Raw genomic sequence first — 23,175 nt, forward strand, 5'->3', positions numbered from 1 at the left:
GTTGTGGCAATCTTTCTGAAAAGGAGATTCTGATGAACGCCATATCCATACAACCGGAAGACGAAATCGATCAGGCGCTGGCCTATCATCAGGGTGATGTGCGGGCGACGATTGCCGCCCTTCTGGCCGAACGGGAGTTCCTGCTGCGCGAGATTGAGTACGCCTCGCTTGCCATGTCCTATGGTTTCGCTCGGGGCTGGAAGCCAGGTCAGCAAAAGTTTGCACGATAGACTTGGAGGGCTCCACGTGCGATGGTTGCGTATCCAGCAATGCGAGATGCAATGAAACATAGTCCAAAACAGATGCCTGAAGTTGGTATCCGCCCGAAACGGGTTCTCAGTCCTTCGGAACAGAAGAGCCTGGCAACCACTACCGCCGCAGCCGCCATCATCAATGATGAAACTGCGAAGTGGGAGAACAAGACAGCACGCCTGAAGGCACTGCGTCTTGCTAAGGAAGCTGAAGAGCAGGCAGAGCTTGCCTCCCGGCCGCCCTCAGCACCCAAGACGAAGGCAAAGATGACCCGTACCGTCAAAGCCAAATAGAGTTCCGGACTACATACCAAACGTTTTACTGTTCGAGCCTTTCGTCGAAGCGATTGCCCGTGAGTAAATTTGAAGCGTTTCACAGCGCCGGAACGGGACGGCAGGAAAATAATTCAAAATAAAAAATGCCGACGGACAGGCGTTATTCCTGTTTTCCAAATTATTTCTTGGTCCTTGGCATTGACGAAACAACCGCTTAGCCCTATGTAACAACTATCGGTATTTGGTAGTTTGTTACTTACTTTATTGCGCTTCAGGCGCTCTGAAAGATCCTTCTTCAAAAATCGAGCTAAAAACTGCATGGCGCGTCGTGCCCTGTATTACAATATTTCCATTGAAAGGGTTCATCATGAGCACTGGAACAGTTAAGTGGTTCAATTCCACAAAAGGCTTCGGCTTCATTCAACCAGATGATGGTTCAGCAGATGTGTTCGTACACATCTCTGCCGTTGAGCGCGCTGGTATGCGCAGCCTCAATGACGGTCAGAAAATCAGCTTCGAGCTGGTTCGTGACAACAAGTCCGGCAAGATGACTGCTGATCAGCTTCAGGCTGGCTAAAAATAATTCGTCTTCGCGGTTTTTGACCACGGATGTACTGGCACTGATTGCAGAGATGAATTTGAGAAGGTCGGGTTTTCCCGGCCTTTTATTTTGTCCAAATTCTGGATGAATGGCAAAAAACCAAGACATTTCACCGCATAGCCAAGAAAAGTCTGGAAAGAAATATTTCGCCATCACACAGTGCGAGTCATCTTTGATGCCATATCTCGAGTGAGTTGATCGGCAAATCCGCATTGTTTGAAGGAGTGTTGCGGCCATGAAAGTTCTTGTCCTTGGCAGTGGCGTTGTTGGCGTCACATCAGCCTGGTATCTGGCGCAGGCGGGGCATGAAGTTGTGGTGGTCGATCGGCAGCCTGGACCAGCATTGGAAACAAGCTTTGCCAATGCCGGAGAAATATCGCCTGGCTATTCTTCGCCATGGGCCGGACCCGGTGTGCCGATCAAGGCCATCAAATGGATGCTGATGCATTTTGGCCCGCTGGTCGTACGACCGAAATTCGATCCATACATGGCGCTCTGGCTCCTGCGCATGCTGCGCAACTGCACGTCGGCACGCTACGCCCGCAACAAGGCACGCATGGTGCCGATTGCCGAATATAGCCGCGATTGCCTGAAGGCGCTTCGTTCCGAAGTGGGCATTGCCTATGACGAACGCACGCAAGGAACACTGCAACTCTTTCGCACGCAGAGCCAGTATGATGGCACGGCGGGTGACATTGAAGTATTGAAGCAATTCGGCGTTCCTTACGAACTTCTCGATGCCGCCGGATGCACCGGGGCGGAGCCGGCCTTGGCCAATGTCAAAGGCAAGTTCGTCGGCGGTCTGCGGCTTCCCGGCGATGAGACGGGCGACTGCCAGATGTTCACCGAAAAGCTCGCCGCGCTATGCACAGACGCCGGTGTTACGTTCCGGTTCAACACGACGATTACATCCATAAATACCAGCGCCAATCGCATCGCCAGCGTTTCAACCGAGACGGAAGAGCTGACGGCCGATGCCTATGTCATCGCGTTCGGCAGCTATTCACCCTTCTTGCTGCGGCGCATCGGCGTGCATATTCCGGTCTACCCGGTAAAGGGTTACTCCATCACCGCTCCAATTGCCGACAAGGATGCCGCGCCTGTTTCAACCGTGATGGATGAAACCTACAAGGTTGCAATCACCCGCCTCGGAGACCGCATCCGGGCGGGCGGCACGGCAGAAATTTCGGGCTATGATCTCAACCTCCGCGATGCGCGGCGGGCGACGCTGCACCACTCGGTTGGCGATCTGTTCCCTGGGGGCGGCGACCTCAGCAAGGCAACGTTCTGGACGGGATTGCGACCGATGACGCCAGACGGTCCTCCGATCATTGGGGGCGGTACCAAATATTCCAATCTCTACCTCAATACCGGTCACGGCACGCTCGGCTGGACGATGTCCTGTGGGTCCGGCCGGGTTTTGGCCGATCTGGTGTCCGGAAAATCGCCGGATGTCGATGCTTCTCCCCTCAATATCAGCCGGTATGGCTGATATTGAGGAAATTAGCTCAGAAATTAATGCTAACCCCTTTGAAACATTACAAATTGTTTAGATTAGTGTTCAGTTTTCATTCATCTCGTCAGGCCTAAAACCAGAGCGTGCCCCCAAGACAACTCGTGGTTTTAATCCCCACGCAACTGACGAGGAAACGAAAATGAAAAAGATCACTCTGGTAGCACTTGCCATCTCCCTGATCGCAACACCTGCTGCTTTCGCGCAGCAGCAGAACTACAAGGGTCATCAATATGGCCACCAGCAGAAGCAGGTCATCGTCAAGAAGAAGGTCGTGGTAAAGCATGGCCGCTGGTCACGCGGTCACGCGCTTCCTTCGAGCTACCGCCACAATGTCGTGCGCGACTATCACCGTTACCACTTGCGCACGCCCCCACGCGGTTACCAGTGGGTAAGAGCTGACAATAACTACGTGATGATCAGCATAGCCTCTGGTGTTATCTCGGCGCTGGTTCAGGCACGCTGACAACAGAACACATCAACAAGGCGGTGCCCGTTGGGCGCGCCGCCTTTCCATTTCAATCGACGAACACCCGGACACTGGCTGCACGGCCGACTGAATCGATCACGGTCAGGGTCGAATAACCACCACCGTCCGGCACCCATTGATTGACACGCCGACGCGAGATTTCCGGCAAGGGCTTGCCATTGGCCAGCCATCGGAATGGCGCACGCCCGCCCTGCAGTTTGAGTGCAAGCGGCATGATCTCGCCGCCGGCCGCTGCTCCAAGTTCAATACGTGCGCCTTCCGGCGGATAGACGATCTGCGGCGCGGGTTCCCGCGTCGACGAGGCCAGCAAGCCGCTCGAGTTCATGGAGAAACGCCGCTGACTGATTGGCAATTGTGCCTGTGCGATACGCACTGCGCCGGGAGGTGCCGACCACAGCGGCGTGATCGCGATACCGGACTTGGCAAAGCCTTCGAACAGGATCGGCGCCGCGGCCCCATAGCCGGTCAGGCCGGGTACAGCGCCATTATCCGGCCTGCCGACCCAGACACCGAGGACATAGTTGCCGTCAAATCCGACCGACCAGGCGTCCCGGTAACCATAGCTGGTACCGGTCTTGTAGGCGATGCCGCGCTGCCCGGCGCCCATTGGTGGCAGAACGCCGGAAAGAATATCGGCAACGTGCCATGCGGCCACAGGCTCGAGCAGCGGCTCACCCTCGATGGTCTCGGGCTTGTCCTGAATGCCATCGCCCAGCTGCAATGGACGGCCCCGGTTGGCGAGGCCGGCATAGAGCTGCACCAGATCCTTTAGCGTAATGCCGACACCACCAAGGCCGATGGCAAGACCCGGTGGCTCGTTAGGCGGCAGGATCGGCCGGACCTCCGCGCGGCGAAACCGCACCATCAGCCGCGTCGGGCCGACAGCATCGAGCAGGCGCACAGTGGGCACATTGAGCGACAATTGCAACGCCTGCCTGATACTCACGTCGCCCTGATAGCTCATGTCGAAATTGCGCGGCCGATAGCCGAAGAAATCGGACGGCCGGTCCTCGATGATGGTTTCCTGGCTGACCAGCCCATCCTCGAAGGCCAGACCATATATGAAGGGCTTCAGCGTCGAGCCAGGCGAGCGGGTGATCCGGGTCATGTCGATCCAGCCCGATCGGCTGGCGTCGAAATAATCGGCTGATCCCACCTCGCCGACGATCTCGCCGGTGCGCACATCGGCCATGACCATGGCAACGGAGACTTTCGGTCCCAGCTTGCCTGCTGCATCTTTCGCGACCGTTTCAAGTCCCTGCTGGATAGGCCGGTGCAATGTGGTCCGGTGGCGCCTGACGTTCGGTTCCCTGCGCTGTGCTGCTTCTGCCAAATGCGCGGCATAGGCCGGCAACTGCAATCGGAGCGACGGGATCGGTGCGCGGCCTGCCCGCTCCGCCTCCCCCTCACCTACGACCTTCTCGACCGCCATCCGATGCAGCACGCGGCCCCTTGCCGCTTCGGCAAGAGCGAGATTGCGATCGGGCCTGCGCCGCTCTGGGAGCTGCGGCAAAGCCACGAGCAGCGCCGATTGGGAAACGGTGAGACGGCGGGGTTCCTTGCCGAAATAAGCGAGGCTTGCAGCGCGAATGCCTTCGAGATTACCGCCATAGGGCGCTAGCGTCAGATAAAGATCAAGGATTTCCGCCTTGCTCAGACGCCGCTCGATCTGCAGGGCCCGCACGAGTTGCTGGAATTTTGCGGTGAGCGAGCGGCCCTCACGCGGTTCGATCAGCCTGGCAACCTGCATGGACAGGGTCGATGCACCCGAAACGATGCGGCCATTACTGACGAGCTGGACAGCCGCACGGGCCAAGGCAATGGGATCGACGCCCCGATGCTGCCAGAAACGCTGATCCTCGTAGGCGATGAGCATGCGGACGAATTGCGGATCGACATCCTTGGCAGTGGTGCCAAGGCGCCAGCGCCCCTCGGACGTTGCAAAGGCGCGCAGCAGCTGGCCCTCGGCATCGAGCACTTCCGTCGAGACCTCCCGCGCCTTTTCCAATGGCGGTGGGAAGGCACGATCGGCTGCTTCAAGGCCAAAGGAAAGCGTCGCGGCCACGAGAAGATTGACGAGAAGCGCTGCTATTACCCTCCCCCTTGTGGGGAGGGACGGAGCGAAGCGACGGGGAGGGGTTTCCTCCCGAGTTCCAGTGATAGTGCATCTAATCCAAGATGAGCGGGTCAAAGACCCCTCCCTGCTGCTGCGCAGCCTCCCTCCCCACAAGGGGGAGGGTAACAGCGGGACCCTGGGTGCATATCTTTCCACATCACTGTGCTGCGACGACCTCCATACGGCCGGTCGCCGTGCGTGCCGAGAACTGGGGACGGTACATGTCCTCGACGCTGGCGGCCGGATGATCATAGGTGCCGGGCGTTACCGCACGGACCACATAGGCCAGCGCGATTTCGCCATTGTCGCCGGATGTGCGATCGAAGGCGGCGACGAACCGATCACTGCGGAACTCTGTATGGGCGGCTTCCACTTCGCCGATCCAGTCGAAATTCGACAGGCTCGCGCTGTTGACGAGGCCGGGATTATCGATTTCGAACCCGGCAGGCAGAAGATCACTTATCAATACCCGCGACGGCCAGTTGTTGGTCTCTGTCACCTTCAAAACAACCACATAGCGTTCGTTCTGTTTTGCCTCGCTGACATTGGCTTCCTGGCCGTCGAGCGTGTAGTAGGTGCGTTCGATGCTGAAGCCATCGCCGCCAGCCGGCAGAGGCTGCGTTGGGGACGCAACGGTGGTGACGACTGCGGACACGGGTTCAGTCGAAGCATTGGTGATGGACACGGGCTGGGCAAGCAGTTCATCGCCCGTCATTCGCGCGACGTAACCACCCGTGCGGGCAGTCCCATTGATGTCAAGCTTGAGGTCCTGGTCACCGCCCTGGATGGCGCGCGCTGCCAGGAGCATCCAGGTCTGTTCCTGCGTGCTCGTATACGTCTTGCGCTCCCATGCGTTGGCGACGATCCTGGACAGTTGCGGAATGATCGGCGGGACCGGGCGACTCTCGGCGGCAAGCGCCAGAACCGCTGCATCATCGCGCAGCGACGAGCCGTAATCGGAGCGGACCAGGCTGACATTGGTCACCAGCGTCGACTGCTGCAGGGCATCCGTGAAGATGCTCTGCGAGCGCTGCGCATCACCATAGAGTGACAAAGCAGCCGCCAAGTGAGCCCGCGCCAGCGGCGTCGGGAATTCGGCAAGCTTGGTGTCGGCGTAATAGCGCAAGTCACTGATCGCCGCTTTGCGGTTGCGCGCCAGCACGTAGAGGGCATAGGCAATCTCGTTGCCCTGATCCTTGACGTTGACGTCGTAGCTCAGCGAGTTTTGCAGGTTTTCCAATGCCTGCACCAGCGCCTGTTCCGGCACTTCATATTTCTGCTCGCGGGCACGAGTAAGAAAATCCGTCACATAGGCATCGAGCCACAGATCGCCCGAGCCAGGGCTCCAGAGGCCGAAGCTGCCGGACGAAGACTGGTACGACAGAACGCGATAGATCGCTTCCTGCACACGCTTCTGCACCTCGCCGTCTTCGGCGATGCCGGATTGCTTGGCGAGTTCGCTCATGTAGAGCAAGGGCAAGGCGCGGCTGGTGGTCTGCTCGGCGCAACCATAGGGGTAGCGGTCAAGCGTCATCAGTAAGGCCGGAATGTCGAAGGCCGCCGAACGGGTGACATTCAGGCTGACTGAAGCACCTTGCAGGATACTGCCCGCCAACAATTCGCCGTCCACCTTGAGGCTGCTGTTTGGCGCGATCTTGATTGGCCTGCGCACCGTGACCGGCAGCGTTGCCGGACGGACGGGGACATTCAGGGTCTGCTCAAGCGAAAGACCGGAGGCATTGGATATTTTGACCGAGACAACACCATCGCCCGGATGGTCACCGGTCAGCGGCAGGGTGAGATCAAACTTGCCGCCAGCCGCGAGACTGATCGTCTGCGAGGCTCCGGGCTGATCGACGCTCACGACCGGATTGCTGGTCACCTGCAGCTGGTAATCGCCGGCCGGTGCATCGGTATTGGCCACATCGAGCCGCAACGAAGACTTGTCGCCTGGCGCCAGGAATTTCGGCATGCTCGCAGTCACCACCACAGGATCGCGAATGACCACGTCGGACGTGGCATGACCGACACCCGATTTCGACCAGGCGACAGCCATGACGCGAGCCGTTCCATTGAACTGCGGAATGTCGAAGCTGACATTGGCCTTGCCCTGCGGGTCGAGTTTTACAGGCCCCGAGAAAAAGGCGATGAGCTTTTCGGTCGGCGGACTGCCCTGCATCGGCATTTGCGCACCATCGCCGCCGGTTCGCAGCTTTCCCATAGCTCCCAAAGAACCGTCGATCAGACGGCCATAGAGATCGCGAATCTCAAGACCCAATTGCCGCTGGCCGAAATACCAGCCATCGGGATTGGGTGCTTCGTAGCGGGTCAGATTGAGAATGCCGACATCGACCGCGGCAACCGTGACAAAAGCGTGTTCATTGGCACCGGCGCCAGTCACCTGCAGCGCAATGTTCAGCGGCTTGCGCGGCTCGGTCTTTTGCGGCATGTCCAGCTTTACCGCGAGGTTGCGGTCGCCCGGGCTGACGTTCAGCCATTTGATGCCGATGGCGCGCATCGGCATGTGGGTCTCCTGCGCATCGCCCGGACGGAACAGCGTAGCAGTGACATAGGCACCGGCGCCCCAATCGGCGGTAACGGGAATATCGACTTCGCCACCTTCGGCGGGAATGCTTGCCCGCTTGGTGGCAAGGAGATTCTCGGCACCGACTGTAACGAGAAGTTCACCGGCAAAGCGCGGCGAGACTTTCAGCTTTGCCGTATCTCCAGCAACATAACTGTCCTTGTCGAGTGCAATTTCGAGGCCATCCGGTGTCTCAGTCGACGTGGCAGCCACATAGTAGCCGGCGTCAAACTCGACACTCGACGCTGGACCGTCTGCTTCGGCGCTCTCGACCTCAAGGCGGAAACGGCCCCAGGTAACCGGTACCGAGATATCTACGCCATCAGGTGTTGCATTCACCTCGCCATTGGCGATCTGCTTGGTCGACAGGATCGGTTCGTATTTCCAGGAATTGCCATCGCGGTACCACTGGTAATTGCGCTCGACGCCAAGCAGCTTCCAATCGAGCCGCTGCATGGCCTGCTTCTGGCCATTCTGGTCGACGGCGATAACGTGGAACTTTGCGACGGAATTTTCCGGAAGATCGCCAGAGAATTCCGGCTTGATGCCGATCATCGAGCCCTGCGATTTGACCGGTAGCGTCAGGATGCGCTCGACGGCACGGCCACCGGCCTCCTGCATGCGCACCACCACATCGGCATTGAGTAATTGCGTCGTCGAGGGAACATCGCTCAGCGACACATCGAAAGTCGCCTTGCCGTCCTCGTCCAGTGGTTGCAAATCTTCCAGGGGAATGCGGGTGTCCTCGCTGGCCTGTTCATCGGCAAGACCGAAGAAATAGCCTTTAGAATCGGCGCTTTCGCGGGTTGGCTTGAGGGCGATCTCACCTTCGAGATTGAGCCCGGCGGCAGGCGCGCCATAGAGATAGCGCCCGTCCACCTTCACCGGTGTGGGTTTGCCGATTTCCAGCGCCTTGGCATCGCTGGTCAAATCGAATTCAACGCGATCCGGCACAAAATCTTCAACCAAAAATTGCTTCTCGGCAATCGGCGCCCCCTTTGGATCGGTAAATATCTGCATGGTCCAGGTGCCGCGCATCGAACTGGCCTGCAGCTCCAGATCAAGCGTATGACCGCCGAGATTGGCGCCGTCGCTGACCATGCGGCGGTCTTCGACGCCGTCCGGCCGCTTGAACACGAAGGTCAGCGGCAATTTCTCGATAGCGTTGGCCGCGTTGTCACGCGCCAGAGCCGAGGCATGCACGGTCTCACCGGCGCGATAGATGCCGCGTTCCGTCCAGGCGAGGATGTCTATGGCGCCGGGCGCCGCACGGCCGGTGACGCCGCGATCCGAAAGGTCGAAACCAGCACGGGTCATGTCAAGGAAGACATAATCCGCATCACCATTCTTGGCGGTGATGACCGCCGGTCCCATTGCCGCCGTACCGCGCATCAGGCCGGCAGTAAAGGTCGCCCTGCCTTCGGTGTCGGTAACCGCTGTGCCGAGAATTTCATTGTTCTTGGCGAGTAATTGCAGTTCGACGCCGATGAGCGGCTGCGCTGTAGCGAGCGAGCGGGCAAAGACGTTGAGGCCGTCGGTACCAGCATAGGTGGAAAGACCGATATCCGACACCACGAACCATTGTGTCGCCTGCGCGTCCCATTCCTCGGTCTTCGCGTCGGGAGAGACTGCGGTGAGGACATAGACGCCGGGCTTACGCTGCGGCAAGGCTTCATCGACGGGGAAACTGGTGACGACATCCTTGTTGAGCTCGGACTGGATATCGATAGCACCTTGCCACACCAGCTCGCCTGCTTCGTCCTGAAGGCGCTGGGCATTGAAACCATCGATCTGCGTCAGGAATTGCGAACTGGTCAGGAGCGGTGCAAGGCCGCGATCGCCAATGCGATACAGCTTGAGATTGGCACTCGTCGTATTGACGGAAACAATCGGAATTCCGCGGCGTGCGGTGCTGGGCAGGACAAAACTGTCGCCGGTAAAGCGCACCATAGCCGAGCGATCCTTGATGTAAATGTCGAGATCGACTGGCGCTTCCAGCGATTCGCCAACGGAGGATGGCAGGCCCGGCCGGAAGGCCAGCTTGTAGCGCTGGCCATGCTCGAGACCTTCGACGCAAATCTCGCTGTCCTTGGCTTCGACGGCCTTTGGCGCCGCGCCATTCAGCGTCACGAAGGGAGCATAGTCGGTGCCCATTTTCACCAGCGGATCAGAAAACTGCACACAGGCACGCGGCGTTGCGCTGTCCGCATCGATCGTGTGATTGACAACGCGGAAACCCTGCCGGGCTTTCAGGTCCAGATAGGCGGCCTCGACGGTCGGGTCATTGACCAGCGCGAGGCTGGCCTTGTATGCGCTGAGCGAAGCCCGATAGCTTTCGACGTTCTGCAGCGCTGCCGCCAGTGCTGCGAGGGCATCGGCCCGGCTCTGGGTGGTGCGCGTCAATTGATAGCCATTCAAGGCCGCAAGCGATGCCTGCCCGGCGACATAGGTGTTCTTGCTGTCGTGATTGGCAGCGCGAGCCGTCTCGATCCACAACGCGCCATCGTCCGGCGTGATGGCCAGTGCGCCCTTGAAGGCGTTGAGTGCATTGGCCACATTGCCAGCGCCAAGCTCCCGCCGCGCTGTGGCAACGAGCCCATCAACACCCTGCGCCTTCTGCTCGTCGGTCAGAGCCAGGCTTGCCTTAACCTGTCGCGCGTCTTGAACCAACTGGTCGGAGACAAACTGAAGCTTCGGCGGAGCGCCGATATCCGGTTCAACGGCCGTCTCAACGACCTTGCCGGCGATTGCTCCCGGAGAACTTTTCAGCTGATTGAAATCAGACTTCAGGAAACACCATTTCACCTTTGGGTTGTAGGTGAAGGCCTTGCAGGAGCGGTCGGCAAGACAGACCAGTTCGCACTGATCGAGGGTGACATCCTGTTCCGTGCGCAGGTCAAAGCCGAAGTAATCGCCATCCTTTGCCGTGACGACATCGCGATTGGTTTCTGCCGCGCCAGCCGGAACGGAGGCAACGAAAACGGAGAGAAGAAACGCCGAAAGCCCGATAACCGCGCGCATAGACATAGAGTCCTCCCACCGCTGCTAATCCAGATGAGCGGCACTCTTCAAACTTCAGTATAATTTGTCAACAGATCAAACAGTTTAGAGCATCCGACGACGCTCTAGGTCGCGTTGCCCTGCGCAATTTCGCTCCGTATCCAATTCTGGAAGTGAAGCATTTGCGGCGTTGGTTTGCGATTTTTCGGCGAGACCAGCCAATAGGCGATCGAGGACGGCACGCGTGTTGGAAATGGTGCGACCAGCCTACCATCGGCCAGCGCGTCTTCGACAAAGAGATCCCAGGCCAGCATAATGCCCTGACCGCTGATGGTCGCTTCGAGACCGAGCCATGGGTCGGAGAATGTTGGCCCATCGAATGGCAAAGGACCTGCAAGCCCGGTCGCCGCCTGCCAATCGTCCCAGCTGAACATAGGGTTCTCGTAGCAAATGATCGGCTGGCTGAAGATATCGGCGGGTCCGCGCAAACGTTCGGCAAAGGCGCGGGTGCAAACGGGGAACATTTTCTGCGGCAGAAGACATTCCGGAGTGCCATCCTGCCAATCGCCGCTACCGAGTCTAATCGCCAGATCGATATCCGAACTTTTCAGGTCGAGCACGCCGGGAGAAGGATCGATGCGGATTTTCAGATCCGGGTGCGCAGCGCGCAATCGCCCGAGGCGCGGCACGAGCCATTTCGATGCGAATGTCGGGGCAACGGAAAGCAGCAATGTCTGGTCAACGCCGTCCGCAAGCGCCACCGCCTTCGAAAGCTGCTGGAAGCCCTCTTCCAGCCTGGCGAGGAGAACCTTGCCAAAGGAGGTTGGAACCAGGCCGGCTCGCGTCCGCTCGAAGATCGCCTGGCCAATCTGCCCCTCGGTGCGTATCAGCTGCTGGCTGACCGCACTCACCGAGACACCGAGTTCCTCCGCGGCTCTTGGCAGTGACCCGAGACGACCGATCGCCTCCACTGCCTTCAAACCGTTGAGATGGAATCTGTTCAAGTTCTTCATGAAGATTTTCTTTATGCTTGTTTCGGCAATCTTGATTGTTCCTGACACCGATTGCGAACAAAATAGCACATGTTTCAGTGATCATGGATATGTCAGATGAAGATTTTCTTGTTGATACGGGCCCTGGCGATGTGGCTTTGCAATGATCTAACCCAGTCTGACCGCGACCCTGCGCATGACTGGTACAGGGATCCGCTTTCACATCCGGCTCTGGAGGCCATGGGGCTCGATGAACTGGCCGACCTGCCTTTCGATCCCCGTGCGGTCTGCAGACAATAAGGCAGATAAGAGAACAGGCCCCGAAGGGGCCTGCTGTTGGTTGAGGAGGGTGATCCGGTATTGCAGGACCACCCTATCAATTTGATTGGGCCTGGCTTGTCGTAGCGTCAGGATATATGACCGGGCCACCCAATGCTTTGGTCATATCGGTCATATCCCAACCCATCCAATCTTCTGCCAGAGAACCATTTGCGATATAATCCCAATTTATCAGTAAGTTCCCTCCTGGGCCCCATGGGTTTTGAACAAGTTTGCGATGCCGGGATACCTTTTCCAGTTCCTCCACTGCCTTTGCCGTAGTGAACGAGGGGAAGCGATCCCGGACCCAGAAGGCCGACATTTCCTGTGAAGCAGGTATCAGTCGCTCAAGGTTGATATCCGCATAGGATCTGTACACGCGTGGCGGTGTTAGTCCAATAATTTGCGGTCCTGGGTGTGGGATATCGTCGGCTCCATGCCAGGTGACATATCCCATGCCAGGGAATGTCTTCGACAGACCGGCGTTGATATAATCTACGTCGATGCGGAAAGGATCGATTTTAGCGTAATGGCTCCACTCAGAATATTGAATGCCATCTGGAATAGTTTGAAACCTTTGATAGAGACTAAGCCTTTCCTGATATGCGTTGTATATTTGTTCCGAATTTTTACTAACGCTATCGTAAGCAAGCGATGAAATTGTTACTCTTGGGACGAAATAAAACGCAGTACCTTCGGCATCGACCCATTTGGATTGCGCGCGGCTTTGAATGTAAGGCAATGTCCACGTATTTTTGTCCGCGCCCTGCCAAACAGCGATTCCAATATTAGTATCGACGTTCTTAATAGCCTCATCAGGCCCATCATACCACATCCAGACACTCGAGAACGGTTTCATACTGGCATTGTCAGGTCTGATCAGCTTTTGATTTAGTGCGTTGAGATAGGCAACCACATCGACAGGACGATTCGGAAAAGTTTCATCGCCGCCAAATATGGATCGTATCGGATTTGAACCAGTCTCTGAATTCCCCAATCAACTCGGCAAAGTATCTGACCGTATTAGTCTTATTATTAGGAAAATTTGCGGGATCGGCGCTAGTAAGATTCCCACCCCAAATATTATACATATCATTAGCCAAGATATTATCAGAGTATGTATCGTCAGTTGGATATGGCGGCAAAGAATATATTAGAATATTTTTACCGTCTTTCATGAAAGCCCCAGCATGACCAGGGGCATCGAATTCAGGAATGAGCTTGATGCCATAGCGGTAGGCTGCGTCTTCGAGCCGGGCCCAGTCTTTGGAATCGTAGACTTTTTTATCGCCAGTTAGTTCTATTATTCCGTCGGCTATCGTATTAAACATCTGTTCAGACGGTATCAAAAGTCTACGCGGCTTGGCCTCGTTGTACAGCCGAAAATAGCCCTCGCTTGGTGCGCCACCAACAGTTGTACTGGTACTGTCATTCAGATGCAGATGCAGCTCGTTGAGCTTGTGCATACTCATCTTGTCCATATAACCGATGAGCTGATCGACTGGAATGAATTTCCGCGCAACATCCAGCATGATGCGGCGGTTTTCATATTGCGGATAGTCAGTACCTTGCACGCCTTTGATTGTCGTGTGGGCTCCAACAGCTTTTCCATCACTCATGGCCATCAGCGTCGCTGTCTGAAAGCCGCGTAACCCACCCATTGCCTGGATATAGACAATCTTGAGACCATCATGGCTGGCCGAAAACCAATAGCCTTCGCGTTGGATATTAGTTTGGACCGGTTTGTACGAGGCGAAGCCAGTTTTCACCTTGGCTTCCAAAAACTGCTTATTGAGTGTTTGGTATGCCAGATCAGATTCACTAACAACGACCTTCGAAAGAGCGATATCGTTTTTCGTTGCGGTTCCACCGTTGACTATTTCTAACGGAAAGCCGGTGGCATAACGCAGCTTCTGCGCCCAGCCACGCGGTGCATTCAACATCTTGAAGAGCTCGTCATTCTTATCTACCAAGACGACCTTGCTCCCGTTGGTCAGCACGAAATCCGTATCGAGCGTATTACCTGTCTGCAAAAAGAACTCTTGGTTATTCGCCTGCGCAGCCAACGACGATGACGGCGCAGCGGCCAGCATGGCCGTTGCAAGACACAGACTGAGACATGTCCGGGATATAAATCTGAATGGGTTATTCCCCATGAAATCATTCTCCAAATTGATTTGATTAAAAACAGCGCAGTATTCAATTGGTTCGTCAGTATGGTATTAGATTGGTTCTAAAATAATCCAATCTCATTCATGGTAGACGCAACCGAAGTAAATTATCAAGTTGCATATTGAAATAATTTGAACAGCCGGCAAATGGCAAGATCTACCAACATCATACCAATTTCGCGCAGCCGTTCAGGGCATAACGGACAGTTGAAACCTGGAGATATGCTGAAGATCAGGCCGGAACCGGCCCTGGCTTGCGGATATGTTTTGCGGCTTCGATGACCAGTGCATCGAGACCATTGTCCTCCTGTTCGAGAATATCGAACAGCTGGGTGCGCATGCGCGGCTCCCAGAAGTGATTGATGTGGTCGGCGACGCCTGCCACGGCTTCGTCCTTCGGCTGCGTGTGGAAGAACGTGGCGATCTGGTTGGCCATATAGACCAGCTTGTCGGCGGTTGTCTTGTGGCTCTTGCTATCCATATTGCACCATTCGAACGGATGGAGATTGAACAAGGGTCGATGTGGCAGGGTCAGGATTCGGCTTCACAGTCGCATTGCCTGCAACGAGCTCATCCGGCTTTGTCCCGGCTTGGGCTGTGACGACCGGGATGCGTTCATGACGCGTGAACACATCGAACTCATCCCCGCGTACCAGCGCGACGAGGGTCATTCCGGCGGCATGCGCCGTCCGGATTGCCAAGGCAGTTGGCGCGGAAACGGCTACCAGGATGGGCGCGCCGATAATGGCTGTCTTCTGCACCATCTCGATGGAGACGCGGCTGGTGATGACGACTGCACCGGTTTCACCTTTGACGCCGGCACGGCAGAGCGCCCCGGCAAGCTTGTCCAGCGCATTGTGGCGACCGACATCCTCACGCGCTGCAACGATGCCTTTTCCCGGAATATAGAACCCGGCGGCATGGACGGCACCGGTCTCGCTGTGCAGCGGCTGGACCGCTGACAGGAGCTTGACCGCGTGAGCGATATCGTGCGGCGTCAATTTGAGCCCTGCTTTGTCGACTGAAGCGACCGGCTTCAGCGCCTGCTCGATCGACTCGATACCGCACAGGCCGCAGCCCACTGGTCCAGCCATGCGGCGGCGGCGGTCGTTAAGTTCCTGACCCGCATCGCTGGCGAGGCGTATCTGGATATCAACGCCCTCGTCATGTTCCTCGACAGCAATCTCGCTGATCTCGTCGATCCGCGAGATGATGCCTTCCGACAGGCTGAAGCCGACGGCGAAATCCTCCATATCGGCTGGAGTTGCCATCATGACCGCGTGGGTCGTACCGTTGTAGCTGAAGGCGATCGGCGTTTCTTCAGGCACCATTCGACTGTCTGTCGCATAAACGTCACCGCCGCCCTTGCGGCGGCGGGTGATGCGCGGAACGGATAGTCGTGTGAAGCGCTCGGCCATGGCTACTCGGCCGCATCCAGGACGGGCGCGATCCGCCTGCTCTGGCGGGCCTGTTCGTCGTACTTGACCTGCCAGTCGCTCGGGCCGTTCGAGGCGCCGACCTGGACTGCCGTGACCTTGTATTCGGGACAGTTGGTGGCCCAGTCGGAGAAGTCGGTAGTGATGACGTTGGCCTGCGTCGTCGGATGGTGGAAGGTCGTATAGACCACGCCCGTCGATACCCGGTCGGTGATAAGCGCCCGGAGGGTGGTTTCACCCGAACGGCTCGTTACCTTTACCCAGTCGCCGTTGCGAATACCGCGCTGCTCGGCATCGTGCGGGTGAATCTCAAGCCGGTCCTCTTCATGCCAGATGACATTGTCCGTGCGGCGTGTCTGCGCGCCGACATTATACTGCGAGAGAATACGCCCGGTTGTAAGCAGCAGCGGGAACCTCGGTCCGGTACGCTCGTCCGTTGCAACATATTCGGTGCGGATGAACTTGCCCCTGCCACGCGCAAAGCTCTCGATATGCATGATCGGTGTGCCCAACGGCGCCTTTTCATTGCATGGCCACTGCACCGAACCCTCCCGGTCGAGAAGATCGAAAGACACACCGGCAAAGCTCGGTGTCGTCAGCGCGACTTCATCCATGATCTCGGAGGGATGCTGGTAGTTCCAGCTGAGACCCATGGCCTTGGCAAGATTCTGCGTCACTTCCCAATCGGCATAGCCGTTGAGCGGGCTCATTACCTTGCGCACGCGATTGATACGCCGTTCGGCATTGGTGAAGGTGCCGTCCTTTTCGAGGAAGGTCGAGCCGGGGAGGAAGACATGCGCATAATTGGCAGTCTCGTTGAGGAAGAGGTCGTGAACGACGACACATTCCATTGCGGCGAGACCGGCGGCGACATGCTTCGTGTCCGGATCGGACTGGAGAATGTCTTCGCCCTGGATGTAGATGCCCTTGAACGTGCCGTCGACGGCGGCATCGAGCATGTTGGGAATGCGCAGCCCCGGTTCATCCTGCAACTTGACGCCCCAGAGCTTGTCGAAAATATCGCGCGTCGATTCATCAGAGATATGGCGATAGCCCGGCAGTTCATGCGGGAACGAACCCATGTCGCAGGAACCCTGTACATTGTTCTGGCCGCGCAGCGGGTTCACGCCGACGCCCTTGCGCCCGATATTGCCGGTCGCCATGGCGAGATTGGCGATGGCCATGACCGTCGTCGAGCCCTGGCTGTGTTCGGTGACGCCGAGGCCGTAGTAGATGGAGCCATTGCCGCCGGTCGCGAACAGGCGGGCGGCCTCGCGCAACAACTGCGGGGAAACGCCGGAAATCTGTTCGATGGCTTCAGGGCTGTGTTCCGGAGAGGAAACAAAAGCTGCCCAGTCCTGGAATTCGGCCCAATCGCAACGCTCGCGAATAAACTTCTCGTCGAAGAGACCTTCGGTGACGATCACATGTGCCATGGACGTGACGACAGCGACGTTGGTGCCGGGACGCAGCGGCAGATGATATGAGGCTTCCACATGCGGCGAGCGCACGAGGTCGATGCGGCGCGGATCGACGATGATCAGCTTTGCACCCTTGCGCAGGCGCTTCTTGAGACGCGAGGCGAAGACCGGGTGGCCATCGGTCGGATTGGCACCGATGATCATAACCACATCGGTATGCTCGACGCTGTCGAAATCCTGTGTGCCTGCCGAGGTGCCAAAGGTCTGCTTCAGGCCATAGCCCGTGGGCGAATGGCAGACACGGGCGCATGTGTCGACATTGTTGTTGCCGAAGCCGGCGCGAACCAGCTTCTGGACGAGAAATGTCTCTTCGTTGGTGCAGCGGGAGGATGTGATGCCACCAATGGAATTGCGTCCATACTGGTACTGGATGCGGCGGAACTCGTTCGCAACGTGCTTGTATGCCTCATCCCAGGTGACTTCGCGCCAGGGATCGGAGATCTTCTCGCGGATCATAGGATTGAGAATGCGATCCTTGTGGGTCGAGTAGCCATAGGCGAAGCGGCCCTTGACGCAGGAATGGCCCCGATTGGCCTTCCCATCCTTCCAGGGCACCATGCGCACCAGTTCTTCGCCGCGCATCTCGGCCTTGAACGAGCAGCCGACGCCGCAATAGGCGCAGGTCGTGACCTTGGAATGTTCTGGCTGACCGATCGCAATGACCGATTTTTCCGTCAGCGTCGCCGTCGGGCAAGCCTGGACACAGGCGCCGCAGGACACGCACTCACTGTCGATGAAATTGTCATGGGCGGCACCGGAAGAGACGCGACTGTTGAAGCCGCGGCCTTCGATGGTCAGCGCGAACGTGCCCTGCACTTCCTCGCAGGCACGCACGCATAGCGAGCAGACGATGCATTTCGATGGATCATAGGTGAAATAAGGATTGGATTCATCCTTCGGCAACCAGCGGTCATTGGCAACCATGCCGGCCTTGGCGAAAACATGATTCTCACCCTCATAACCATAGCGAACATCGCGAAGGCCGACCGCGCCAGCCATGTCCTGCAATTCGCAATCGCCATTGGCCGCGCAGGTCAGGCAATCGAGCGGATGGTCGGAGATGTAAAGCTCCATAACGCCCTTGCGGATATCCTTCAGCCGCTGGGTCTGGGTGCGGACGACGAGCCCTTCCATTGCTGGGGTCGTGCAGGAGGCAGGTGTGCCGTTGCGGCCTTCAATCTCGACAAGGCAAAGCCGGCAGGAGCCAAATGCATCGACCATGTCGGAGGCGCAGAGCTTTGGTACCTGGATGCCCGCTTCCATCGAGGCGCGCATGATCGACGTGCCTTCAGGCACGGTAACCTCATTTCCGTCGATGGTCAGCGTAATCATCTTCTCGGAGGTACTGGCGGGGGTACCGTAGTCGATTTCTTGGATCAGAGACATTTCAAGCTCCTACTATTCCGCAGCGTGGGCGATGGGGGCCGGGCGGAAATCTTCGGGAAAATGCGTCAGCGCACTCATGACGGGATAGGGCGTGAAGCCGCCCAGGGCACAGAGCGAGCCGAACTTCATTGTATTGCACAAATCGGTCAGAACTTCGATTTGCTTCTCGGGCTCGATATTGGCCGAGATGCGATCGACAACCTCGACGCCGCGGGTCGAGCCTATACGGCAGGGCGTGCACTTGCCGCAGGACTCAACTGCGCAGAATTCCATGGCGAAACGCGCCTGCTTCAACATATCAACCGTATCGTCGAACACCACGAGGCCGGCATGGCCGATCAGCCCATCCTTTGCGGCGAAGGCCTCATAGTCGAAAGGCGTATCAAACAGCTCGCGCGGGAAATAGGCACCAAGCGGGCCGCCGACCTGCACGGCCTTGACAGGACGGCCCGTGGCCGTGCCGCCGCCAATATCGTCGACGATTTCGCCGAGCGTCAGGCCGAAAGCCGTTTCGTACAGACCGGCATGTTTGACGTTGCCGGCAATCTGCAGCGGGATCGTGCCGCGCGAGCGGCCCATGCCGAAATCCTTGTAGAAAGCTGAGCCCTTGTCGAGGATCACCGGAACGGAAGCCAGTGAGATCACATTGTTGATGACCGTCGGCTTGCCGAAGAGCCCCTTATGTGCCGGGAGCGGCGGCTTGGCGCGGACGATGCCACGACGTCCCTCGAGGCTTTCGAGCAGGGCGGTTTCCTCGCCGCAAACATAGGCGCCTGCTCCTACGCGCACTTCGATATCGAAGGCATAAGAGGAGCCAAGGACTGACCGGCCAAGAACACCCGCCTTGCGGGCGACTTCGAGCGCTTCATTCATGACAGCAATGGCGTGGGGATATTCGGAGCGCGTGTAGATGTAGCCCCTCGTTGCGCCAACGGCGATGCCGGCAATAGCCATGCCCTCGATCAGGACAAAGGGATCGCCTTCCATGATCATGCGATCGGCGAAGGTGCCGCTGTCGCCCTCATCGGCGTTGCAAACGATATATTTCTGCTCGCCCGCCGTATCGCGGACGGTCTTCCATTTGATCCCGGTGGGGAAACCCGCGCCGCCGCGACCGCGCAGTCCGGATTCCGTGACCTGCGCCACGATCTCGGCAGGTGTCAGTTTAAGTGCGTTCTCCAAGCCCTTCAGACCATCATAGGCGCGGTAGTCTTCAAGGGAGACGGGGTCGGTAATGCCGCAGCGGGCAAAGGTCAGGCGCGTCTGCTTCGCAAGGAAGGGCAATTGGTCGGTCAGGCCCAGCCAGAGCGGGTGCACCCTGCCCTCACCCATGCCATTATCGAGCAACGCAACGACGTCGGAAGCCTTGACCGGGCCATAGGCAACACGACCGTTCGGGGTTTCGACCTCGACCATGGGTTCGAGCCAGTAAAGCCCACGCGAACCATTGCGCACGATCCGCGCATCGAGTTTGCGGGTTTCAATTTCAGCCTGGAGTTTCCTGGCGACTTTTTCGGCGCCAAGTGCGAGAGCACCAGAGTCGCGCGGCACGAAGAAGGTGACTGTCATAGCCGCACCTCCGCTGCGATTTCCTCAAGCGTTTCGGCATTGAGACGACCAATGACCTCGCCATCGAGCATGGCCGAAGGTGCACAAGCACAAAGGCCGAGGCAATAGACTGGTTCTAGCGTCACGGCGCCATCAGCGGTCGTGCCATGCCAATCAATCCCGAGCAGCTGGCGTGCCTTGTCGGCAAGAGCATCACCGCCCATGGACTGGCAGGCTTCAGCGCGGCAAAGCTTCAGCACATGCCGCCCGGCAGGATGATCGCGATAGTCATGATAGAACGTGACAACCCCGTACACCTCGGCGCGGGAGATATTGAGGGCTTGGGCAATTAACGGCAGCGTTTCGTGCGGCACATAGCCGAACTCCTCCTGCAACTCATGCAGGATAGGAAGCAGAGGGCCTTCTTTGCCCTTCAGTTGATCGATAATGCCTATCGCTCTTGCAGCGATATCGGTACTTGCGCTCTGCATATCGTGCAGGGCCCTCCCTTGTTTTCTCCCCGTTCCTTAGAACAGATCAAAATTACCACCCAATATCAATATAGCAGACTCGTTGAACGATAGAAGATTCCTATCAAACCATATTCAAGCTGAGGGCCAAGGCGCGCGCCTCATGCAATAGTGCCGAAACCAGCGGCGTATGGGGTTCACGATCCGCCGCGACAAGCCCGACAAGGTGGCGTGCATCGGGTTCGACGATCGGAATGGAGCGGATCGGCTCGGCAAATCCCAGTGTTTCAGCGAGATTGAGCGGCATGATACTCGCCCATTTCCCCGTGCGAATATGCGAGAACAGCACGATCATGGAATTTGATTCGAGTGTCGGGTTAACTTCGATACCCGCTTCCTGCAGATGTTTATTGATGAGGCGGCGGTTCTGCATATCCATGGTCAAGAGACAGAGCGGCAATTGCCCGACTTCGGTCCAGGTCACAGACTCCCGGTCGGAATAGGTATTTCCCGCCGAAGTAATCAACTGATAGCGCTCAGAATACAGCGGTACCGATGTCACCCGGCCAAGCGGCTCATTGTCGAGATAGCTGATACCGACATCGATCTCGAAATTGCTGAGCAGCGTCAGCACCTCCAGCGAGGTGCGCGACGTCACTGAAAATGTAACATCCGGGTGTTTTTCCCGGAACGGCGTGGTCAACCGCGAGACCATGGCAAGCGCCGTCGGTATTGCGGCAATCTTCACGTGTCCGGCAAGGCCGAAGCGGGCGGCGCGGATTTCCTCACGCATGGTCCGCGTGTCGCCGACGATGCGCCGCGACCATTCAAGCACGCGCTGACCTTCGGATGTCAGCCCCTTGAAGCGCGAGCCGCGCTGAACCAGGACGACCCCAAGTGTGTCTTCAAGCTGGCGGATCGCGGCGGAGAGCGTGGGCTGGGTGACACCGCATTCTTCCGCAGCCCTGCCAAAATGCCGATGGCGCGCCAAGGCGATGAAAAATTCCAGCTTGTCTATCATAGGGGTCCATCCTCCGGAGCGACCCTAACGATGATTATATCGTGTCAGCAAGGCAAGTTTTCAAACAGTCAGGAACTTGCGCACTTCCGGCTTGTCAAGACTGGCGGCGTCGCCGGAATGGACGATCTCGCCGCGGTCCATGATGTAGACATGATCGGCGAGTTCACGGCAGAAATCGAGATATTGCTCGACCAGAAGGATCGCAAGACCGGCCTGATCGCGCAGGAACTGGATCGCCCTGCCGATATCCTTGATAATCGATGGCTGGATGCCTTCGGTCGGCTCGTCAAGAACGAGCAGTTTCGGCCGTGTCACCAGCGCGCGGCCAATGGCGAGCTGCTGCTGCTGTCCGCCGGAAAGATCACCGCCGCGCCGTCCGAGCATGGTTTTCAACACCGGGAACAGTTCGAAGACTTCCGGCGGCACATTGCGATTGCCGCGCCTGGCGGCAGCAAATCCGGTCGCCAGGTTTTCGCGGACGGTGAGTAAGGGGAAAATCTCGCGCCCCTGCGGCACGAAGGCGATACCGGCGCGTGCACGATCATAGGGCGGTTTCTTGCCGAGTGATGATCCCTCGAAACTGATCGAGCCGGACGACAACGGGTGCTGGCCGACGATCGCCCTGAGCATGCTGGTTTTGCCGACGCCATTGCGCCCGAGAACGCAGGTGATCGACTTCGACTTCACTTGCATCGACACACCGCGCAGGGCCTGTGCGGCGCCATAATGAAGGGAGGCATTTTCAACGGTCAGCATGGGAGACTTCCTTTTTCATCGGCCAAGATAGACCTCGATCACGCGCTGGTCGCTGCTGACAAAATCGAGCGAGCCTTCGGCCAGCACCGTACCTTCATGCAGGCACGTTACCTTCACGTCGAGTTCACGCACGAAATGCATATCGTGCTCGACGACGAGCACCGAGCGTGTCTTGGCGATATCGCGCAGAAGCCTGGCAGTCTCAGCGGTTTCAGCATCGGTCATTCCGGCGACCGGTTCATCGACCAGCAGCAATTTCGGGTCCTGTGCGAGAAGCATGCCGATCTCCAGCCACTGCTTCTGCCCGTGCGAAAGATTTGCGGCAAGCCAGCCACGTTTTTCGTAGAGGCGGATCGTATAGAGAATCTCGGCAATCCGGTCGGCTTCATCCCGGCTTTGACGATGGAACAGCGTCGAAAAGGCAGATCTTGGCCCGGAAAGCGCCAGTACCAGATTGTCCTCGACCGTGTGGCTCTCGAACACAGTCGGCTTCTGAAACTTGCGGCCGATACCGAGCAGCGCGATTTCCGCCTCGTCATGTTTCGTGAGGTCCACATCGCCATTGAAATAGACTTCACCTGCGTCCGGCCGGGTCTTGCCGGTGATGATGTCCATCATCGTCGTCTTGCCTGCGCCGTTTGGGCCGATGATCGCGCGCATTTCCCCTGCCTGCAGCACGAGCGAGAGATTGTTGATGGCTCGGAACCCGTCGAAGGAGACCGAAACGCCATCGAGATAGAGCAGTGTATCCTGGGCTTTCATGAT

At 57.8% G+C, this 23,175-nt stretch carries 19 protein-coding genes; 6 read left to right on the forward strand and 13 right to left on the reverse strand.

The genetic code is table 11. The features are described from left to right. The first annotated feature begins 32 nt into the window (after positions 1 to 32). The 5 genes from BLM14_RS13880 (at position 33) to BLM14_RS13900 (ending at position 3,107) form a co-directional block, all read left to right on the forward strand. Positions 33 to 230 (forward strand): hypothetical protein, encoded by a 198-nt coding sequence (locus BLM14_RS13880; RefSeq protein WP_100001324.1) that lies wholly within the window; start codon positions 33 to 35, stop codon positions 228 to 230. 51 nt (positions 231 to 281) lie between these two features. Then, complete coding sequence (locus tag BLM14_RS13885) at positions 282 to 545, forward strand: hypothetical protein (protein ID WP_237143372.1); 264 nt, start codon at positions 282 to 284, stop codon at positions 543 to 545. A gap of 349 nt (positions 546 to 894) precedes the next feature. Then, complete coding sequence (locus tag BLM14_RS13890; protein ID WP_091881096.1) at positions 895 to 1,104, forward strand: cold-shock protein; 210 nt, start codon at positions 895 to 897, stop codon at positions 1,102 to 1,104. A gap of 259 nt (positions 1,105 to 1,363) precedes the next feature. Further along, entirely contained in the window at positions 1,364 to 2,620 is a 1,257-nt protein-coding gene (locus tag BLM14_RS13895; RefSeq protein WP_099999898.1) for a D-amino acid dehydrogenase, read from the forward strand. Positions 2,621 to 2,783: 163 nt separating this feature from the next. Next, the gene (locus tag BLM14_RS13900) at positions 2,784 to 3,107 is read left to right on the forward strand and encodes an RcnB family protein (RefSeq protein WP_099999899.1); all 324 of its coding nucleotides are present in this window, start codon (positions 2,784 to 2,786) and stop codon (positions 3,105 to 3,107) included. Positions 3,108 to 3,159: 52 nt separating this feature from the next. On the opposite strand, the gene pbpC is transcribed toward BLM14_RS13900, so the two are convergent. From pbpC to BLM14_RS13915, 3 genes are all read right to left on the reverse strand, one after another. Further along, positions 3,160 to 5,196 carry a penicillin-binding protein 1C gene (gene pbpC / locus BLM14_RS13905; protein WP_418314185.1) on the reverse strand — a complete coding sequence of 679 codons (2,037 nt, stop codon included), beginning with the start codon at positions 5,194 to 5,196 and terminating at the stop codon, positions 3,160 to 3,162. 208 nt (positions 5,197 to 5,404) lie between these two features. Continuing rightward, on the reverse strand, positions 5,405 to 10,852 hold the full coding sequence (locus tag BLM14_RS13910) for an alpha-2-macroglobulin family protein (RefSeq protein ID WP_099999900.1): 5,448 nt from the start codon (positions 10,850 to 10,852) through the stop codon (positions 5,405 to 5,407). 104 nt (positions 10,853 to 10,956) lie between these two features. After that, positions 10,957 to 11,844 (reverse strand): LysR substrate-binding domain-containing protein, encoded by an 888-nt coding sequence (locus tag BLM14_RS13915; protein ID WP_100001328.1) that lies wholly within the window; start codon positions 11,842 to 11,844, stop codon positions 10,957 to 10,959. Between the two features lie 96 nt (positions 11,845 to 11,940). Here BLM14_RS13915 and BLM14_RS13920 point away from each other — a divergent pair, with 96 nt between their 5' ends. Continuing rightward, positions 11,941 to 12,123 carry a hypothetical protein gene (locus BLM14_RS13920; protein ID WP_099999901.1) on the forward strand — a complete coding sequence of 61 codons (183 nt, stop codon included), beginning with the start codon at positions 11,941 to 11,943 and terminating at the stop codon, positions 12,121 to 12,123. 76 nt (positions 12,124 to 12,199) lie between these two features. Here BLM14_RS13920 and BLM14_RS13925 read toward each other — a convergent pair whose 3' ends face one another. The 10 genes from BLM14_RS13925 to urtD all read right to left on the reverse strand — a co-directional run bounded on the left by BLM14_RS13925 (position 12,200) and on the right by urtD (position 23,172). After that, entirely contained in the window at positions 12,200 to 13,138 is a 939-nt protein-coding gene (locus BLM14_RS13925) for a hypothetical protein (protein WP_133123960.1), read from the reverse strand. After that, positions 13,083 to 14,234 carry a family 20 glycosylhydrolase gene (locus BLM14_RS13930; protein WP_157929535.1) on the reverse strand — a complete coding sequence of 384 codons (1,152 nt, stop codon included), beginning with the start codon at positions 14,232 to 14,234 and terminating at the stop codon, positions 13,083 to 13,085. Before BLM14_RS13930 ends, BLM14_RS13925 begins: the two co-directional genes overlap by 56 nt. A 310-nt stretch (positions 14,235 to 14,544) precedes the next feature. Further along, the gene (locus BLM14_RS13935) at positions 14,545 to 14,793 is read right to left on the reverse strand and encodes a formate dehydrogenase subunit delta (protein ID WP_099999906.1); all 249 of its coding nucleotides are present in this window, start codon (positions 14,791 to 14,793) and stop codon (positions 14,545 to 14,547) included. Beyond that, positions 14,786 to 15,730: a formate dehydrogenase accessory sulfurtransferase FdhD gene (gene fdhD, locus BLM14_RS13940; RefSeq protein WP_099999907.1), complete on the reverse strand. Its 945-nt coding sequence runs from the start codon at positions 15,728 to 15,730 to the stop codon at positions 14,786 to 14,788. Before fdhD ends, BLM14_RS13935 begins: the two co-directional genes overlap by 8 nt. Positions 15,731 to 15,732: 2 nt before the next feature. Beyond that, positions 15,733 to 18,615 carry a formate dehydrogenase subunit alpha gene (fdhF, locus tag BLM14_RS13945; RefSeq protein ID WP_099999909.1) on the reverse strand — a complete coding sequence of 961 codons (2,883 nt, stop codon included), beginning with the start codon at positions 18,613 to 18,615 and terminating at the stop codon, positions 15,733 to 15,735. A gap of 12 nt (positions 18,616 to 18,627) precedes the next feature. Then, positions 18,628 to 20,184: a formate dehydrogenase beta subunit gene (locus BLM14_RS13950; protein WP_099999910.1), complete on the reverse strand. Its 1,557-nt coding sequence runs from the start codon at positions 20,182 to 20,184 to the stop codon at positions 18,628 to 18,630. Then, on the reverse strand, positions 20,181 to 20,654 hold the full coding sequence (locus tag BLM14_RS13955) for a formate dehydrogenase subunit gamma (protein ID WP_099999912.1): 474 nt from the start codon (positions 20,652 to 20,654) through the stop codon (positions 20,181 to 20,183). Before BLM14_RS13955 ends, BLM14_RS13950 begins: the two co-directional genes overlap by 4 nt. A gap of 103 nt (positions 20,655 to 20,757) precedes the next feature. Then, positions 20,758 to 21,654 carry a LysR family transcriptional regulator gene (locus BLM14_RS13960; protein WP_099999913.1) on the reverse strand — a complete coding sequence of 299 codons (897 nt, stop codon included), beginning with the start codon at positions 21,652 to 21,654 and terminating at the stop codon, positions 20,758 to 20,760. Positions 21,655 to 21,714: 60 nt separating this feature from the next. Beyond that, positions 21,715 to 22,410, reverse strand: coding sequence for an urea ABC transporter ATP-binding subunit UrtE (urtE, locus tag BLM14_RS13965; protein ID WP_099999915.1), 696 nt, complete (start codon positions 22,408 to 22,410; stop codon positions 21,715 to 21,717). A gap of 15 nt (positions 22,411 to 22,425) precedes the next feature. After that, positions 22,426 to 23,172: an urea ABC transporter ATP-binding protein UrtD gene (gene urtD / locus BLM14_RS13970; RefSeq protein WP_099999916.1), complete on the reverse strand. Its 747-nt coding sequence runs from the start codon at positions 23,170 to 23,172 to the stop codon at positions 22,426 to 22,428. Positions 23,173 to 23,175 lie beyond the last annotated feature (3 nt).

This window comes from Phyllobacterium zundukense, assembly GCF_002764115.1.
GTDB classification, from domain to species: Bacteria; Pseudomonadota; Alphaproteobacteria; order Rhizobiales; family Rhizobiaceae; genus Phyllobacterium; species Phyllobacterium zundukense.

Excerpts from the sequence above, each read along its gene's own strand:
- BLM14_RS13880 (WP_100001324.1), top strand. The coding sequence starts at position 33 with ATGAACGCCATATCCATACAACCGGAAGACGAAATCGATCAGGCGCTG.
- BLM14_RS13885 (WP_237143372.1), top strand. The coding sequence starts at position 282 with ATGAAACATAGTCCAAAACAGATGCCTGAAGTTGGTATCCGCCCGAAA.
- BLM14_RS13890 (WP_091881096.1), top strand. The coding sequence starts at position 895 with ATGAGCACTGGAACAGTTAAGTGGTTCAATTCCACAAAAGGCTTCGGC.
- BLM14_RS13895 (WP_099999898.1), top strand. The coding sequence starts at position 1,364 with ATGAAAGTTCTTGTCCTTGGCAGTGGCGTTGTTGGCGTCACATCAGCC.
- BLM14_RS13900 (WP_099999899.1), top strand. The coding sequence starts at position 2,784 with ATGAAAAAGATCACTCTGGTAGCACTTGCCATCTCCCTGATCGCAACA.
- BLM14_RS13910 (WP_099999900.1), bottom strand. The coding sequence starts at position 10,852 with ATGCGCGCGGTTATCGGGCTTTCGGCGTTTCTTCTCTCCGTTTTCGTT.
- BLM14_RS13915 (WP_100001328.1), bottom strand. The coding sequence starts at position 11,844 with ATGAAGAACTTGAACAGATTCCATCTCAACGGTTTGAAGGCAGTGGAG.
- BLM14_RS13920 (WP_099999901.1), top strand. The coding sequence starts at position 11,941 with ATGAAGATTTTCTTGTTGATACGGGCCCTGGCGATGTGGCTTTGCAAT.
- BLM14_RS13930 (WP_157929535.1), bottom strand. The coding sequence starts at position 14,234 with ATGCTGGCCGCTGCGCCGTCATCGTCGTTGGCTGCGCAGGCGAATAAC.
- BLM14_RS13935 (WP_099999906.1), bottom strand. The coding sequence starts at position 14,793 with ATGGATAGCAAGAGCCACAAGACAACCGCCGACAAGCTGGTCTATATG.
- fdhD (WP_099999907.1), bottom strand. The coding sequence starts at position 15,730 with ATGGCCGAGCGCTTCACACGACTATCCGTTCCGCGCATCACCCGCCGC.
- fdhF (WP_099999909.1), bottom strand. The coding sequence starts at position 18,615 with ATGTCTCTGATCCAAGAAATCGACTACGGTACCCCCGCCAGTACCTCC.
- BLM14_RS13950 (WP_099999910.1), bottom strand. The coding sequence starts at position 20,184 with ATGACAGTCACCTTCTTCGTGCCGCGCGACTCTGGTGCTCTCGCACTT.
- BLM14_RS13955 (WP_099999912.1), bottom strand. The coding sequence starts at position 20,654 with ATGCAGAGCGCAAGTACCGATATCGCTGCAAGAGCGATAGGCATTATC.
- BLM14_RS13960 (WP_099999913.1), bottom strand. The coding sequence starts at position 21,654 with ATGATAGACAAGCTGGAATTTTTCATCGCCTTGGCGCGCCATCGGCAT.
- urtE (WP_099999915.1), bottom strand. The coding sequence starts at position 22,410 with ATGCTGACCGTTGAAAATGCCTCCCTTCATTATGGCGCCGCACAGGCC.
- urtD (WP_099999916.1), bottom strand. The coding sequence starts at position 23,172 with ATGAAAGCCCAGGATACACTGCTCTATCTCGATGGCGTTTCGGTCTCC.